Origin of the sequence: Komagataeibacter diospyri (assembly GCF_043995075.1) — a bacterium.
GTDB classification, from domain to species: domain Bacteria; phylum Pseudomonadota; class Alphaproteobacteria; order Acetobacterales; family Acetobacteraceae; genus Komagataeibacter; species Komagataeibacter diospyri.
The window spans coordinates 759,962-775,854 of the sequence record NZ_CP171836.1; the positions used below are offsets into that span (position 1 = coordinate 759,962).

Below are 15,893 nucleotides of genomic sequence, written 5' to 3' on the forward strand. Positions count from 1 at the left end.
TCTTTTATTCCTGAATGGAGGCATGACATGACCCGATCAAGCGTTCCTGAAACCCCTGACATGGACACAATGCGCCGCGAACTGGCCGCCCTGCGCGCCGAACGTGATGAAGCCATGCAGGCCCGCACCACGCTGGAAGCCGACCTGGCGCGCGCCACCGAACAGGCCAGCACCGCCCGCACGCGCGCCAGCCGCGCCATAATCCGCGCCGAAGCCCGCGCCATGGCTGCCCGCATGGGGGCGGTCGAACCCGCCGATGTCGTGCGGCTGGTGGACCTGTCTGCCGTTACACTGGCCGAAGACGGTACGCCGCAGGGGCTGGACACGGTCATGCAGGCTGCACGTGACAGCCGTGCCTATCTGTTTACCATGCCGCAGCCCGCATCGGGGGCCGCCAGCGGCACTACTGCAGCTGGCCCCGCACCACGCGCGGGCGATCCCACTCCGTTCGATGCCCGCACGGCAGGTGCGCGCGATGTGAAGGCAGCCGCCAGTGCAGCGGGCCTGCGCTGGCCGGTGGCGACCTAGAACCGTAACCGAAAGGGACGGAGTAATTTCCTGTTTCCACTATTTGAATAAAGAACGTGGATAATACTGAAAGATTGTAATTTTCTCCTGAAAAGCAAACAGGATTCCGTTCTCTTTTGTCCGACGATAGGAAGAGGTGCCCACTTTTCTGGAAACCGACCCGCTTATGACAATAATCCGCATATACAGCAATCACGCCTGGATTTTTCAAGGGCGCTATTTTTGTTTGTTTTTTATGTGTGTCTTCTGTATTTTTCCTATTTGGGGGCATAATCAGATTGCACAGGCGTAAACAGAACTGCTTTGCATGATGTTTATAAGGCCCATTATCGTGACAGGGCCATCGGAATGAAAAACCGTAACCTGTCAGACATGATATTATCGGATTTGTGTATTCTTTCGATAACGCTATCCCGAGCATCTGCACAGGCCACGACATCAGACCAGACGGTTCTGTATTTATTATAAAAATACAGAATTCCATTTGCTGGAACAATAAAAAATACAGCCTCTTCTCTGTCATTGATATCAAAAAAAAATACGCTAAAAAATAATTATCAGGTAAAATAATCCACACCCATAAGGTCCCAGCCCATGGGTGAACAGTCTGCTGAGTATGGAAGCTGATTATTTTACCCGCACGCAGGATTTCGATGCGCTGTGAGTGTCGCTTAAAAACTGTTTGAAAATAATCTGTTGATAAAAAATAATAAAAGTTCTTGGGCGCCGCCTTTTTGAAAAAAGGCGGCGTTATACAGAGTTTTTTGAAAAACACCTCACCAAAAACTTCTTTATCATTGGCACAACCTTCCAACAGTTCAGAATACCAGTCCGACGGACTGCATGCCCACCAGGCGCAGGATGCGTTCCCACAGGTGACGAACGCGCGGCTGCATGTTACGATCCCGGTCTGAAATCCGCCCGGCGCGACCGGGCGGTTCCATATTGCTTGCAACAGGGTGGACTGCAAAACCATCCGCCTGAAGGACTGTACTGAATGACCCCGACCGACGTGACCGTACGCAGCTTTGTTGACCTGCGCGCCTTTGCCGACACATCCATGCCTGCGCCGGGTGATTTCCTGCTGGCACGCACGAAGCTTGCGGGGCAGGGGGACGGTCTGTCAGTCATGGCCTGCGCACCGCAGGATGCGGGACTGGTGACAGCCATGCCCGCAGATGAATTCGTGATCGTGCTGACAGGTGAATTGAACATTGGCGCGAATGTTCTTGGCCCGGATACCAGCATTGTCATTCCTAAAGGCAGTGCCTTCAGCTGGGCTGCCGCACCGGGCACGCGGGCAATCGCCATGCGTTGCGACACCAGTACGCCAGGCGCGCAGACGCCGGTGGTGATTGACCCCAACCCGGTCATGGCTCCGTCGGCATCGCCTTCGGCTGCGGTGTTGGTTGGACCGGCGCCTTCCTGCCACAGCTTCAACGATTACAAATCCGCCAATGGCGAACTGCGCTGCGGCACATGGTCCGCCACCCCTTATGCCCGTCGCGCGGTGCGTTACGATCATGCCGAACTGATGTACCTGATCGAGGGCAGCGTGACGCTGGTGGATGGCGCAGGCAGGGAAAAGACGTTTGTGAAGGGCGACATCTTTTTTGTCGAACGGGGAGCTGAGTGCGCATGGGACAACCGGGAAACGGTCAAGAAGGTTTATGTAATCTTCCGCCCGGCGTGATCCATGGCGGAATATGCGGGCTGGCGGGCGTCATGCCCCGGCCCGCATGCCGCCGCGTATGGCATGAATTGTCAGTAAGACAGGATCGCACCGGGTAATGTTGCATCGCAAGCCGCTACGTTGAACTGGCGTAAAATAACGCAGTTCATGAACAATGGTTTAAAAAGTCCATTCCTATGCCATCATGAAAATCGTAAAGAAGTTTTTGATGAATATTTTTCCAAAAATCTTCAAAAGGCAGAACCGGGAAATTTTTATTTATTATATAGTAATAATACTAATTTCTTCTACCATGACCATGGCTGCGGACAGATACCCGCCGGATGTCACGACCTTTCTCCATGATGCCGAAATCTGCCAGTATCTGGGCGGGGAATGGGACAGCACGCTGCCCGACGACCGGAAAAAAGACCTGACGGAAGAAATAGGCAGCCGTTGCGACACGATTTATGAAAAACAGAAATCCCTTCGGAACAAATATAGTCATGATAAAAACATACTCTCCATAATAAACGTTTACGATTTCGGGAACTGAAACCGCAACGGGATGCGTCCCCGTATCGTGAAAAATGCGCGCCCTTACACCACCCTTTACCTGTTCCGCGTCCCGTCATGCCGCGCGGAACGGGCAAGGGGTCCATAACCGGCCACATGCGCCACGCCTGACCTCTCCCACCCGGCCCCTTCATGGCGCAACCCGCCATGGCCGCCCCTGCCGCCGCCAGTGCATCCGTGCATGGTGGCTTTTTTTGTTCTTTCAAGGAAATGAACTTCATGGCCATTGCCAATTTCCCCGCCTCCCTGCAGCCGGTCATCCAGCAGGGGTTCCTGTCGCGTGCGTTCCAGGATGCATTGCAGTCGCGGCTGGGCTTCCGCTCGATTGCCGACCAGATGGAATTCCCCGCCCGCATCGGCCAGACCATTACCGATACCCGCGCGGGCCTGCTGCCGCCTGCGACAACGCCGCTTAACCCTACCGCCAACACCAGCTTTGACAACGGCATGACGCCCGCCGAATGGTCAGTCGAACAGTACACGCTGACCATCAACCAGTACGGCAACACCATGGACCTGAACCAGGTGACCGAAGGTGTCGGCATCGCCAACCAGTTCCTGGCCAATGCATCGCGCCTTGGCATCAATGCGCGGCAGACGCTGGATCGCCTGGCGCGCAATGCGCTGTTTGGCGGGGCGCAGAACGGGGTGGGTGGCTACCTCGGCGGCAATACGCGTATCACCACCACGCTGGGGGCAGCAGGCAGCACGGTGGCCGTAGATGACATCCGCGGTTTCCAGAACATCCTGTCCGATGAAGGACAGGTGGTGTCCGTTGGCGCGTCGGCTGGCATGACCGTCACCATCGGGACCGGATCCTACACGCTGGTAGGCACGGCTGCGGATGCCACCAATACCTCCACCGCGCCGGACGGGATTTCGGGCACGCTGACGTTCTCGGCATCCGTCAAGGTGGCGGACGCCACGGCGGGCAACGCGGTCATCGCCGCCACGGCCCCGCTGGTGCTGCGCCCCAATGCACGCGCCACCACGGCGGCCCTTGTGGCGGGCGACCTGCTGACGGTCCAGTCGATCCTTGGCGCGCTGGCTACCCTGCGTGACAATAACGTGCCGACACCTGATGGCGGGGTGTATCACTGCTATCTGGACAATGCGCAGCTTCTGGGCCTGTTCCGGGACGAGGATTTCAAGCTGCTGTATCGCGGGCAGTACGGGTCCGACACCTACCAGAGCGGCCAGATCTTTGACCTGCTTGGCGTGCGCTTCATCCCCACGACCGAGGCCCCGCAGCAGGCCAGCATGGGGGCGGGCAACATCCATCGCGCCATCATCTGCGGACAGGGCGCGCTGATCGAGGGCGATTACGCCAATATCGGCACCCATTACGCGCCCCTGCTGGATGGCGGCGAACTGACGGATGTGGACGGCGTGTGCATGATTACCCGCCCGGCACTCGACCGCCTGGCGCAGATCATTGCGCAGTCATGGTCGTGGATTGGCGGCTTTGCCCTGCCGACCGACCTGACCGCCGATACCTCGGTCATTCCCACCGCGACCAACAGCTATCTCAAACGCGGGGTCGTGATCGAAAGCCTTGGCGCGGGGGCATAACCCCCCGGCGGGCGGCGGGATCATGCTGCCGCCCGCATCATGCAAATTATAAAGAAGTTTTTGGTGAAGCTTTTTCCATAAAGCTTTGGAAAATACCGCCTTTTAAAAAAGCATCCAAAACTCCCATTTTCAATGACCTGTTTCCGGGACCACTGCCAAATACAACGGGCAGGCGGGCCGCATCATGCAAGAAGGCGACAGCAACGGCCATGACCGATACGGATACGACCACGGCGGCCAGCGAGGCCACCACGGATACCGGGAATACGACGGACGTCGTCACCACCACAGCCACGCCGCCACCCACCGCCGCCACGGTTGCAGATACGCCGCTGGTAGACAATGAACTGGCGCAGGCACGCCGTTACATGGGCTATCCCGCGCTGGGCGGTCAGGACAGCGGCATGCAGTCGTGGCGGTTTTTCCGGGTTTACGGCTTCAACGAATGGCGCCTGCGCAACCTTGCCCCGGCCGAATGTGCGCAGGCGCGGGCGTTCATCATGCAATGCCAGATGCTGGAAGGTGCGATCATGGCGGCCACCGCCAACCTTGATACCGACCGCGCGGCGGTATGGACCCGCAACCGCACCGAGGTCATCGACCGCTTCACGCTATACACGCGCTGGCGGGTGCAGTTATGCAATTTCCTCGGTATTCCGCCAGGACCGGGCCTGCGCGGGATGGGGGAGATCGTGATCTGATGGACCAGCCATCCCTGTGCCACCTTGCCGCGTGTGGCTTCGCGCGGGCGGCGTCCCGCGTGGGTGCGCGCGCTGTGCAGTACCGCCCCACCGCCGCCGCCAGCCCGTGCGCCACGCCCTATGCCCGGACCATGGCAGCATTCAGTAACGACCGGGCCTTCGGCTTTGCCGGGCCTGCGTTATGGGATGTCCCCTTTGTCTATGCGCTGATGGATATGACGGACGTGCGGGCGGGGGATATCCTGACCTGTGAGGGCGAGACCTATTTCATCGCCCGCACCGAACCGTTTCGTCCGCCCCTGTGCGTGCTGTGCAATGCGGTGGTGGACATTACCGCCACCATGGCGCAGGTGGCTGATGTGGCTGATCCCGGCGGTTACGCCACATCGGGCGATGCGACAATGCAGGCACCCTGCGCCACCGGTTGGCCCGCCATGATCCGTCCCGGTAGCGGGGCGGGCATTCCTGGCCCGACCCAGCCCGGCGCAATCCACGCGGGCGGGTTCGAGATGTTTCTGCCCGCCATTCCGGGCGTGACCATCCAGCCCGCCATGTGGGCGCGGGACGCAGATGGCACACGCTACACCATCGGCGGCGCACGCGCCGGGCCGTGGGGCGTGCGCTGCCAGCTGGGCCAGCAGCAGGTCTGACGGTACCCCGTAACCCACGTTGCGCGTAAAGGAAGGGAGGTATTGCAGCGATATGCCTGCCCACCACGCACCCACCATTCGGGCACGCAATGCCCATGACCTGCATGGAGCGATGGCGGTGCACGGACCAGATGCCAATCCATGACCGCATCCCCGGCAGGGGGACAGGAACCGATATGACATGGCCGATATTTCCACCATCTCCACCACCATCGCAGCAGCCCTTGCCACCGTCCTGTGCCCCGATGGCACGGCGTCAGGGGCCATTACCGGGCGGCCCCTCATTATCCGTCGTGGTGGCCTGACGCAGGCCGACCTGGGTGCGGCGGTCCGTACGCTGCAACAGGGCTGTGACTTCATCACCATTGCCGATCTGGCCGAAAGCTGGGCGCGCGTGGATGAACCGCTGGGACGCCCGTGGCGCATGGATGCGACAGCACCCGCCACCGTGCACATGACAGTCAGTGGCGCCACCGCCACTGTAACCATGGATGTGGGGACAGTACCCTGCGGCACGGTGGGGCTGCGCGCCCACGGCCTGCCCGGCATTACGGGCGACGCGTGCAGCCTGCATGTCGCAACCGCGACGGACACCGCGGCCACCATTGCCGCAATCATTGCATCCGCCCTGCCGGGGGCTACCGCCAGCGGGGCCTGCATCATGCTGCCCGCCACGGCCGTGGCGCACCCCATCAACGCAGGCACGCTGCGCGCACGCTGTGTCGCGCGCAGGCAGCAGCAGGTCTTTGTCATCACAGCATGGTCGGCAACGCCCGCCGCGCGGGATGTGATGGGCTGCGCCATATCCGACGCGCTGGCGCTCACCGACTGGCTGACGGATGAAAACGGTTCCACCTTCCGGATTGAGGCGCGAGCAACCACCAACGACGATACCGCAATGAACCGGGGCATCTTTTCCCGGCCTGCGCGGTTCCTTGTCACCTATGACTCCGACCTGACCCGCGTGGTCCCAGCCATGCTGGCCGGTGGCACGGGCATCGGGCACGATGTCATGCGCGGGGACGTGCTGATGAACGACCCCGCCAGCTGACAGGCCGTAATACATCCCCCGGCATTACGATGCTGGGCTACGCCATCACGCGCGGCGATGGAATGCCGGGGACCGCAAGTCCGGTCATGCCGTCCAATGCCATAAGGGCAGTACACACCATGCCCTGTGGTTATGGTGATGGATGCCCCTGACCGGATGGCGCACATCAGGCCGGTGGTGCCTGACCGTGATGGCCTGGGCATGAAACGCCACGCCTTGCCGACGGGCACATTCATCGCCCGATGTGATCACGCCAGCCGGGCATGGTTTTGGCCATGCGAACCTGATGCAGCACGGGACATGTCGTGTCCGATACGCGTTTCACCCCAATCAGGCCCGGCCATGGGATGAAACGTGGCGCTGCGCACGGCTGCATGTCGCCCGGCTGGCATGCACGCCACACCCAACCGACTTCTCACGCGGCCATGCCGCGCAACAGGGAAATACAGATACAATGACCATTTACCAGTCCGGGCAGCTCAACACCAACAGCCTGAACGTGCCTGACCTGTATGTGCAGATCCTACGCCCGCAGACGCTGGCGCTGAACGGCGTACCGTCGGGGCGGATCGGCCTGGTCGGCACCGCTGCGTGGGGGCCGGTGGGCACGCCTGTCATCATCGGCGCGATGGGGGACTGTCTGTCCGCTTTTGGCCCCAAGCAGGCGCTGGCCAGCGACATCGGCACGGCAGTCAACATCGCGCTGCTGCAGGGGGCTGCGGATTTCCGCTGCGTACGCGTAACCGATGGCACGGACACGGCCGCCACCGCCACGCTGGATGGCGTGACCCTGACCGCCATTCATACCGGCAGCGCGGGTAACGCCATTGTCGCCACTGTTACGCAGGATGGCATCATTACCACCAACTATACCCTGACCATCACCCATGCGGTGCTGGGCAGCCGGACCTATCGCGGCACGACGTGGACCGTACTGGCGGCGGCCATCGCTGCGGACAGCACGGCGCTGGTGCACGTGACCCTGCCTGCCACGGCTCCGCTGCTTTCCGCCGGAACGGTTACGCTGGCTGGTGGCAGTGATGGCGTGGCACCAGGTACGATGGCGTTCATCGGCACGGATGGCGTAACCCGCACGGGCATGTACGCCCTGCGCGGACAGGGCTGCGCGCTGGGACTGCTGCAGGGGGTGAGCGACAGCACGTCATGGACCATGCAGGCTGCCTTTGGCATGTCCGAAGGAATGTACATGATTGCCTGTGGCCCTGCAGGCGACACCATTGCCAACGCGGCTGCCATGAAGGCCGCGGCTGGTGTGGACAGCTACGCCATCAAGCTGATGTTTGGCGACTGGCTGTGGTGGGATGATGATACCAACGGCGACATGCTGGTATCCCCGCAGGCCTTTGTTGCCGGTATCCTGGGCGGCCTGTCGCCCGAGCAGTCGAGCCTGAACAGGGAACTGTCAGGCGTGATCGGCAGCCAAAAGGCGGGGCTGGTGTCCAGCGGGCAGGCCGCGACCTATTCCACTGCCGAGCTTTCGGCGCTGTTTGGCGCGGGCATCGACGTGATCTGCAATCCGGTTCCTGGCGGCAGCTACTGGGCGGTACGTGGCGGGATCAATACCAGTTCCGATGGAGATACGGATGACGACAGCTATACCCGCCTGACCAACTACATTGCCGAAACCATCAATTCCGGCATGGGCACGTTCGTGGGCGCCGTCATCAGCACCACGCTGTTTGGCGATATCCGCGCCGTGCTGCTGGGCACGCTGTCCAACATGGTAGGCAGCGGCATTCTGGGGGCGACCACGGATTACGCAGTGGTGTGCGACACGTCCAACAACCCACAGGCAGCTACGGCGCTGGGTTACGTGCGGGCCGATGTACAGGTGCGTTACCAGGGCATCAACCGCTTCTTCGTCGTCAACCTGCAGGGTGGGGCGAGTGTCACGGTCAGCACCGGCACACCCGCCACCTGAAGGGCATCATTTCGCGCGGCGGTTTTCTTCCGACAGCACGCGACCGCACAGTTCCTTTATTTCCTCATGCGTCAGCTTTTCCGGGTGGCTCAGCCCCCGTGCGGCAATGGCGGCGAGGTCTTTCGTGGGTGGTTTTTCGGGGGTGATGCCCATCGGGGTGCTCCATACGTGGTGAGACAGTATGTTCACGCCCCCGCGACCCGCGCCGCCAGATGCAGATATGCATGACACCCATACACAATACATCATGGGCTGCCCGTTTGGCGGTCCTTTTTCATGGAGCGAAGAATGTCCGCCAAACCCTTCAATATCGGTCGCGACTGCCGCGTGGTGCTGGTCTATGACGGCAGCCGCGTGGACCTGCCCACCATTACCGGCTTTACCGTACAGCAGCGCACGCACCAGCTGACATCCAACCCGCTGAACGATATGCCCATGTTCTATGACGTGCCGGGCGGCTGGAGCGGTCAGTTCACCTTCCAGCGCGACGGGGCGGGGGCGGATGACCTGTTTACCGCGATCGAAAGCGGTTTCTGGTCGGCGGGCACGGTAGTGCTGGGCAGCATCTACCAGTACCTGACGGAATGCGACGGGTCGCTGAGTACCTATGAATTCGTGGGCGCGTCGCTGCAACTGTCCGATGCGGGGCACTACCAGTCCGAAATGCTGGTCAGCCAGACCATCACGTTTGCCGCCCGCGCGCGCAACCGCATTTCCTGAATGTTTTTGGGCGCCCTTTTTTTCAAAAATGCGGCGTTCCCTGAATCTTCCTCAAAACAGTCCCTGATAGCCAAAAGGCCTGCAGCATGAGCGAACACACCATAAAAACCAGCGATGGCCGGACCCTTACCTACCGCGAACGCGGGCCGGGGGATGTGCTGGCGCTGCTGGAATTCGGCCCCGCCAGCCCATCGCCCGCATGGGTGGAATATGCATTGATGGTTTCGTCCGTCGAAGCGATCGACGGCGTCCCCGCCATGCGTCCCACCAGCCGCGTGCAGCTGGAGCAGTTGGCTAACCAGATCGGCAATACCGGCATCACCGCCCTGTCGGATGCGCTGTTTGGCACGAATGGCGAAGACATCGCGGCCGCGGAAAGCAACGCCGCAAAAAACTGAGCCGGCACCCCGCCCTGATCGAGGTCGCGGCCCTGGTCAGGAACGGGGTGCCGTGGGACGTGGCCATGACCATGCCGCGCGTGCGGCGCATGGCCTTTCTTGTAGCATTTGGCGAGCTTGCGGGCGGGCGGTATGACTGGACTACGCAACAATGGAAATACCCTGATGACTGATGTCTTTCAGGCCACGATCCGCCTGATCGTACGCCTGCCGGGGCAAGTTGCGCGCCTGTCACGCGTCGCCGGGCGGTCCAGTGCGCCGGGACGGCTGGCGGCGGCGGTGGGGCGCATCGTCGGCCATGCCCGCGCGGGTCGACGCAATGTAGTGTTTCCCGCGCGTCCCGGCGGGACGGGGGCCAGGGCTGTGGCATCCCCCGCATCCGCGTCCGGCAGGCCGTTTCCTGCCACCCGGGCGGGACACGCCGCGCCTGCATCCATCAGGGAAATGGAGGGATACGCCACGCCCCGTGGGGATGGGCGGGGGCTGCCTGTGTCCCTGATGACCATGGTCCGCCGCGCGGATGCCATCCGTCCCGCCACCACGCCATTGCCAGCATTCTCCGCCCATGCGCAGGCGGCGGTCCCTGCAACAACACATATGCCTGCGCGCGCCATTGCCATGCCATGGACCGGACGGGTTATGGCCCGTGCCGACACCCCCCACATGGCAATCCCTGCGTCATGGGGCCGGACAGGTCCCATGATGGCTGCGATCATGCCACAGGGGCGTACCCTGTTATCCCCTGTTACCCCGTCCATTATGGCACGGAATCATGCATCTGATATCGATACGCCCCACATAGGCCGGAGTGCCGATGGCGCAATGGCTTTTCCCATGCTGCCTGTCCGCGCCGCGTCCGGTGCCGCACTGCCATTGCATGTCCTGCGGGCTGACGGGACACCGGCTGGCATGGGGATTCCCGCCCCCTGCGCCATGACGCGAACAACGGCCCACACCAGCAACTGGCCGGTCATGCCCATGCCCCACACCATGCCCACCCAGCCCGTACCGGCACGCAGCGTGCCCCCGTTCCCGGCATCCCTGCCGTCACGGGACAGAGGGCAGGGCAGGCCGCCCTTCATCAGCCAGGGCCCCATGGAACGGGCGGGCGGCCTCCCGTCATCCATACCGGATGGCAGGCGGAGTGACAGGCTGCCGGTCATGCAGGTCACCATTCCCGTAACACTGGACCACCAGACGGTAGGACAGGCCATGGCCCGGGTCGAAACCGCCGCCGCCCGGCACGAACTGCGCGCAACCGGCACGGCGCCCGACGTGATCCGCTACCCGCAGATGCCGGGACGTGCGGTAGGTGTGTGAACATCCGGAACGGGATGTGTTGACAGTGACGGTCCACGGTCATACCGCTCAACCCGTCTTCGATACTGAAAAAAGACTTTGGGCAGCGGTTGCGACTGCCATCCCCATCAGCACGACAAGCACGACCTTGCGCACTACGGTCTCGCTCATTCGTCCAGCCAGCCGCGAGCCGAGGTAGATTCCGGCCACCAGCGCCGGAAGCGAGATGATCGCCAACCTGACGCTGTCCCGGGTAAACAGGCCGAATGCGAGCAGCGCAGGCAGGCCCGCCATATCCATTGCCAGGAATGCGGCAATGATCGAAGCACGACCGGCCTGCAGGGCAAGCGGCGATCCAAGGAAGAATATGATGATGGGCGGCCCACCGATCCCCAATGCACCGTTCAGGATGCCCGCGGTGGTCCCGGTTGCCGCTGTCTCCGCCATTGTCGGCATGCGTTTCATCCGGATGCCAGCCATAAACACAACGGCGGTCGTGAAGATGAGGGCGGCAAGCATCAGCTTCATTGGCCCGGCCGGGACATTCGCCAGAAAATAGACACCTACCGGCGTGAACATGACCGCAGTTCCAACCATGACGACAATCAAGCGCCAGTGAATGTCCTTCCAGATTGATGGAAGAAGGTGAATCCCGGCCGCCACTTCCAGAACAAACATGGCCGGAACGATCGTGGCTGGTGGCAGCACGAACGAAAGGGAAATGATCGTAAGCAGGGCGAAGCCAAACCCGGAAAAGCCACGGACGATGGCCGCAAAAAAACACATGTAAAGGCATATGAAATTTCATATGGCATTGCGCGTTCCGCACCTGTGCAACTGAATTGCGAAAGCGTGGACGTTACCCCGATATTTATCTCTTTACCCTAACAATCTCATGCTTTCCGTCAGAAATTCCGTAGCCAGCGCTTCATCATCCCTACGACCTGGGACTGTCTGAACCGTCAGTCCATGCGACATCATGCACATCACCACGAACGCCACTTTTTGAAAAAAGGCGCCCCCCGGAGGTTTTATTACCGTTTCATCAAACAGTTATTCTGAAGCATGCCATGGGGAAAGAAAACACATGCCGCGATCATCCTTCCAGCCTGCGTGGTCTGGCGTTAGACCGGGGTAATGATGGCACGGCTGCGTGATAGCGCACGCGCCATGGCCTTTTCTTCATCTCCCTATTTCCATTCCATCCCGCCCACGCGTCGCCTGTGGGCGGCAGCGGGCCAGAAGGGGAAGCGTACCCATGTCCCTGACCCTTATGAATGCCCAGACCGCGATCGGTTCGATCGGCCGGCTGTGGGCGTCGGCTCCCGTGACCATTGGCGGGCTGACCCTGACCGGCATGGAAGTGCCGCACCTGATCCGTGATGGAGGCACACAGCAGGTTGCAGTCCACCGGTTACCCGGCGGCAACAAAATCATCGACGCGGTAGGCAACGACCCCGACCGGCTGGAACTGTCGGGCACGTTTGTCGGCCCTACCGCCATTGAACGGGCGTGGATGCTCAAGCAGATGCGCATTGCAGGCCAGCCTGTGGCCTTCATCGGAGCGGGGCTGTCGCTGCTGGTGCGCATCGTGCAGTATTCGTACGATTACACGCAGAAGGGCATCGTCATTCCCTACCGGCTGGTACTGGAACAGCCACCACAGGTTGCCAGTACATCCGGTGTGTCATCGGACCTGTCGGCGCTGGTGGGGGATGACGCGGGGTCCGCCCTGTCGGGTATCACCGGCGCGCTGGATGATGTCTCGACCATCGCCGGCAACATTACGGGCCAGCTTTCAACCGTCATGGCGCAGGTCACGCCCGTTGCCGACATGACGGGCGCGGGTGGGGTATTTGCAGGTGTGCAGGATCAGCTCGGCATGGTCGGCGGCCTGTCGGGGGCCGGGGGCAATCTGGCATCCGCGCCCGACAGTGCGGCCAGTGTCATATCCGGGCTGGAAGCATCGGGCGCGGGCCTGACCACGGCCATTGGCTGCAGTGGCGCCAACCTTGAATCCATCTCGCCCACCAACGCCGCCAGTCTGTCGACCCTGACCCAGAACGCGCAGCTGCACACCGCGTCGGTCACGGCTGGCGCGCTGGTCAACCGGGCCTATGCCAACACGCTTTTGGCCACCAGCGGCACGCAGGACGGCCCGCTGGTCACGCCGTGACAGGAGCCAGACATGCCAACCACGATCAAGGTCACGGCCAATGATATTTCCCTGTATCATGTGGCGGCAAAGCAGCTGGGCAATGCCGCGCAATGGTGGCGCATCGCGCGGCTGAACGACATGGACGACCCTGACCTGTCGGCTTTCACAACGCCAGTCAGCCTTATTCTGCCTGGCACTGACGCGTCACAGGACAGTGGCATGCCGGGGGTGACGGCATGAGCGGGAGCCTGAACACCACCCCATCCACGCCGTCCGTATGGCGCATGCCACGCGCGCGCGTGCTGGTGAACGGAGTCGAGCGCGCAGAAACCGGTCTGGAACAGTTTACCCTGACCCGCACGCGCTACAGCCGCGCCGATACGCTGGACATGACGCTGGCGGTGGACCGGACACGCATTCCCTCAGGCGGACTGTGGTTCGACCTGCAACCGGTGGGGCAGGGCGAAACACTGCCCGATATCGACATTGCGGTGCAGATGCGGGACGTGGCACAGGCTGGCGCGCAGTGGGTGACGATGTTCCGTGGCATCGTGGACCATGCGGGTCTCAGCCCCGCCGCGACATCGGTACAGGTGCAGTGCCGCGACTACCTGGCAAAACTGCTGGACATGCGGGTGCGTGACGGGTGGATGAACATGACCGGGGCCGACGTGGTCCGCGCCATGATTACGGCAGCGGGCCTTACGCCCGATGTCACCATGACCGACGGCATGGTGGGGCAGTTCTGGCAGGTGGAACACAAGTGCGCATCCGCTGCCACCCACAGTCGGTTCCAGACCGCGTTCGACCTGGCCCGCACCATGGCCACCATGGCCGGGTGCGACCTGTATGCCAATGACACCACCATTGTCTGCGCGCCATACCCGACCGCCACCACGGCAAATACCCATGTGCTGGATTATGCCGACAGTGGTCCCGACACGCCTGTCGCCATGGGGGCATACGGCCTGCATTTCGCACGGGATTACCAGGTGGGGCGTGGCGTGATCGTGCATGTCATGAGCTGGGACAGCCGCCAGCGCACGCGGGTTGAGTATTACTGGTCCGCAGGCGGCGGCGGTACCACGCCCGGTGACAACACGGGCACGGTGCACAGCTTTGCCATGCCCGGGGCACGGCTGGATGACCTGAAGCTGATCGCGCGGCAGAAATATAACCAGATCACGGCGCACGCACGCACCATAACCGGGCAGATACCTGGGCGCGTCACGCTGGCTCCGCGCGACTTCATGCGCCTGACCGGCACGGGCACGACATGGGACGGCACGTTGGATGTGGACGCCGTGACCAGCAGTTTTTCATGGCAGGGCGGCTTTGCCCAGCACGTCACCCTGCGCGCGCGCAGCACCACACAGGAGGGGGAAACGGATGGCTGACACACGCATGATCGCAGCCAGCATGGCCGGCACGCTGGCACAGCCCCGCTTCGGGCTGGTCAGCGCAGTGGACCCGGTAAACCATGCGGTCAAGGTGCTGGTCCAGCCATCGGACATCGAAACCGGATGGTTGCCCTATGCCGCCCTGCAGGTCGGCAGCCTGCGCATTGCCTGCCCACCCGATATCGGCGCGCATGTGCTGATGGTGCCGATCGAAGCCGATGCCGAACACGGCGTTGCCGCCTGTCCGATCTATGACGCGGTGATGATGCCCCCCATATCCCCCGCCACTGGCAAAGCAGCCCAGCCGGGCGAACTGCTGGTTGTGGCGGGCACGGGCGCACCACCGGCCAGTGGTGGCGCGGCACCGGGCACACCCGCTGGGAACGCGCCATGGTGGCACCTGACCGTGGACGCGATCCACAGCGGAGCGGGCGACACGACCGAGACGCTGAACAGTGACGGCAAAACGTGGCAAGTGGGTAGTGTCGGCATGATACTGGACAGCAGTGGCCTGTCCATCACCGGCGGGTCCATCACGACCGACAGCGACATCACGGCACAGGGCACGATAACCGGCCAGACGGACGTGAAGGCCGCGGGCATTTCGGGCAACAGCCACACCCACCCGGTCACGGATGCGCCAGGCACGACGGGGAAACCACAATGAGCACACTCTCCCATACCATGGGCGGTGACCTGGACCTGTCGGCCACGGGTGGCGTAGCCATTGTCACAGGGGCAGATCAGACCCGGCAGGCGCTGCTGCGTCGGCTATGCACCAATGCGGGGGCCTATATCTGGCAACCCGATTATGGCGCGGGGCTGCCCGCGCGTGTCGGTACGGTCATGGACGAAGCCGGCATCCGCGCCCTTGTGCTGGAACAGCTGCAGGATGAATCGGGGGTGGACCAGACACAGCCCGTAACCGTGACGGTCACCAGCCCGAAAACCGGGGCCTGCCTGCTGGCCATATCCTACACCGATGCCACGACCGGTGCGGTGCAGGAACTGGCGCTGACAACGTAATCCTTACGAAACCGGCCGGAAATCCTGATTTTCATGCTGGTCAGGACGTGACTGTCCTCCATCAGGAAAATCACACCCCAGCCTTCGCCCATGCCGAGGCACGAACGGTCCAGTCCCGGTCGCGCCCATCCGTCTGGCCGGATAGCACCATGTCGCGCAGGATGTCGCGGCATCATCCGGACATACTCCGCCATTGCACA

Annotated in this window: 20 protein-coding genes; 17 read left to right on the forward strand and 3 right to left on the reverse strand. The window is 62.1% G+C overall.

Features of this window, described 5'->3' with window-relative positions:
* Positions 1-27 precede the first annotated feature (27 nt).
* The 4 genes from ACE2AA_RS03450 (at position 28) to ACE2AA_RS03465 (ending at position 4,348) form a co-directional block, all read left to right on the forward strand.
* Positions 28-528, forward strand: a complete 501-nt coding sequence (locus ACE2AA_RS03450; RefSeq protein WP_162851914.1) for a hypothetical protein — start codon at positions 28-30, stop codon at positions 526-528.
* A 997-nt stretch (positions 529-1,525) separates the two neighbouring features.
* Positions 1,526-2,221, forward strand: coding sequence for a cupin domain-containing protein (locus tag ACE2AA_RS03455; RefSeq protein WP_395371184.1), 696 nt, complete (start codon positions 1,526-1,528; stop codon positions 2,219-2,221).
* A 208-nt stretch (positions 2,222-2,429) separates the two neighbouring features.
* Positions 2,430-2,756 (forward strand): hypothetical protein, encoded by a 327-nt coding sequence (locus ACE2AA_RS03460; RefSeq protein ID WP_395371186.1) that lies wholly within the window; start codon positions 2,430-2,432, stop codon positions 2,754-2,756.
* Positions 2,757-2,995: 239 nt separating this feature from the next.
* Entirely contained in the window at positions 2,996-4,348 is a 1,353-nt protein-coding gene (locus ACE2AA_RS03465; RefSeq protein WP_141259928.1) for a DUF4043 domain-containing protein, read from the forward strand.
* 46 nt (positions 4,349-4,394) lie between these two features.
* Here ACE2AA_RS03465 and ACE2AA_RS03470 read toward each other — a convergent pair whose 3' ends face one another.
* The gene (locus ACE2AA_RS03470) at positions 4,395-4,559 is read right to left on the reverse strand and encodes a hypothetical protein (protein WP_395371188.1); all 165 of its coding nucleotides are present in this window, start codon (positions 4,557-4,559) and stop codon (positions 4,395-4,397) included.
* On the opposite strand from ACE2AA_RS03470, the gene ACE2AA_RS03475 reads away from it, so the two are divergent.
* From ACE2AA_RS03475 to ACE2AA_RS03490, 4 genes are all read left to right on the forward strand, one after another.
* Entirely contained in the window at positions 4,558-5,049 is a 492-nt protein-coding gene (locus ACE2AA_RS03475) for a hypothetical protein (protein ID WP_395371190.1), read from the forward strand. The genes ACE2AA_RS03470 and ACE2AA_RS03475 overlap by 2 nt on opposite strands.
* Entirely contained in the window at positions 5,049-5,699 is a 651-nt protein-coding gene (locus ACE2AA_RS03480) for a hypothetical protein (protein ID WP_395371192.1), read from the forward strand. The genes ACE2AA_RS03475 and ACE2AA_RS03480 overlap by 1 nt, the downstream gene beginning before the upstream one ends.
* Positions 5,700-5,880: 181 nt before the next feature.
* Positions 5,881-6,750, forward strand: a complete 870-nt coding sequence (locus ACE2AA_RS03485; RefSeq protein ID WP_395371194.1) for a hypothetical protein — start codon at positions 5,881-5,883, stop codon at positions 6,748-6,750.
* 454 nt (positions 6,751-7,204) lie between these two features.
* Positions 7,205-8,692, forward strand: coding sequence for a phage tail protein (locus ACE2AA_RS03490; protein WP_395371196.1), 1,488 nt, complete (start codon positions 7,205-7,207; stop codon positions 8,690-8,692).
* A gap of 6 nt (positions 8,693-8,698) precedes the next feature.
* Here ACE2AA_RS03490 and ACE2AA_RS03495 read toward each other — a convergent pair whose 3' ends face one another.
* On the reverse strand, positions 8,699-8,845 hold the full coding sequence (locus ACE2AA_RS03495; protein WP_395371197.1) for a hypothetical protein: 147 nt from the start codon (positions 8,843-8,845) through the stop codon (positions 8,699-8,701).
* A 135-nt stretch (positions 8,846-8,980) separates the two neighbouring features.
* Here ACE2AA_RS03495 and ACE2AA_RS03500 point away from each other — a divergent pair, with 135 nt between their 5' ends.
* The 4 genes from ACE2AA_RS03500 to ACE2AA_RS03515 all read left to right on the forward strand — a co-directional run bounded on the left by ACE2AA_RS03500 (position 8,981) and on the right by ACE2AA_RS03515 (position 11,130).
* Positions 8,981-9,412 (forward strand): hypothetical protein, encoded by a 432-nt coding sequence (locus tag ACE2AA_RS03500; protein WP_141259913.1) that lies wholly within the window; start codon positions 8,981-8,983, stop codon positions 9,410-9,412.
* Between the two features lie 86 nt (positions 9,413-9,498).
* Positions 9,499-9,810: a hypothetical protein gene (locus tag ACE2AA_RS03505; RefSeq protein WP_141259914.1), complete on the forward strand. Its 312-nt coding sequence runs from the start codon at positions 9,499-9,501 to the stop codon at positions 9,808-9,810.
* A gap of 47 nt (positions 9,811-9,857) precedes the next feature.
* Positions 9,858-9,983, forward strand: a complete 126-nt coding sequence (locus ACE2AA_RS03510; RefSeq protein WP_264371834.1) for a hypothetical protein — start codon at positions 9,858-9,860, stop codon at positions 9,981-9,983.
* On the forward strand, positions 9,976-11,130 hold the full coding sequence (locus ACE2AA_RS03515) for a hypothetical protein (protein ID WP_395371200.1): 1,155 nt from the start codon (positions 9,976-9,978) through the stop codon (positions 11,128-11,130). Before ACE2AA_RS03510 ends, ACE2AA_RS03515 begins: the two co-directional genes overlap by 8 nt.
* A gap of 48 nt (positions 11,131-11,178) precedes the next feature.
* On the opposite strand, the gene ACE2AA_RS03520 is transcribed toward ACE2AA_RS03515, so the two are convergent.
* On the reverse strand, positions 11,179-11,895 hold the full coding sequence (locus tag ACE2AA_RS03520) for a TSUP family transporter (RefSeq protein ID WP_395371202.1): 717 nt from the start codon (positions 11,893-11,895) through the stop codon (positions 11,179-11,181).
* Between the two features lie 472 nt (positions 11,896-12,367).
* On the opposite strand from ACE2AA_RS03520, the gene ACE2AA_RS03525 reads away from it, so the two are divergent.
* From ACE2AA_RS03525 to ACE2AA_RS03545, 5 genes are read left to right on the forward strand one after another with little or no spacing between them, the layout of a single operon-like run.
* Positions 12,368-13,285 (forward strand): hypothetical protein, encoded by a 918-nt coding sequence (locus ACE2AA_RS03525; RefSeq protein WP_395371203.1) that lies wholly within the window; start codon positions 12,368-12,370, stop codon positions 13,283-13,285.
* A 12-nt stretch (positions 13,286-13,297) separates the two neighbouring features.
* Positions 13,298-13,507 (forward strand): hypothetical protein, encoded by a 210-nt coding sequence (locus tag ACE2AA_RS03530; protein ID WP_141299848.1) that lies wholly within the window; start codon positions 13,298-13,300, stop codon positions 13,505-13,507.
* On the forward strand, positions 13,504-14,664 hold the full coding sequence (locus ACE2AA_RS03535; RefSeq protein ID WP_395371204.1) for a hypothetical protein: 1,161 nt from the start codon (positions 13,504-13,506) through the stop codon (positions 14,662-14,664). Before ACE2AA_RS03530 ends, ACE2AA_RS03535 begins: the two co-directional genes overlap by 4 nt.
* Positions 14,657-15,334: a phage baseplate assembly protein V gene (locus ACE2AA_RS03540; RefSeq protein WP_141259920.1), complete on the forward strand. Its 678-nt coding sequence runs from the start codon at positions 14,657-14,659 to the stop codon at positions 15,332-15,334. The genes ACE2AA_RS03535 and ACE2AA_RS03540 overlap by 8 nt, the downstream gene beginning before the upstream one ends.
* The gene (locus tag ACE2AA_RS03545) at positions 15,331-15,693 is read left to right on the forward strand and encodes a phage tail protein (protein WP_395371205.1); all 363 of its coding nucleotides are present in this window, start codon (positions 15,331-15,333) and stop codon (positions 15,691-15,693) included. The genes ACE2AA_RS03540 and ACE2AA_RS03545 overlap by 4 nt, the downstream gene beginning before the upstream one ends.
* Positions 15,694-15,893 lie beyond the last annotated feature (200 nt).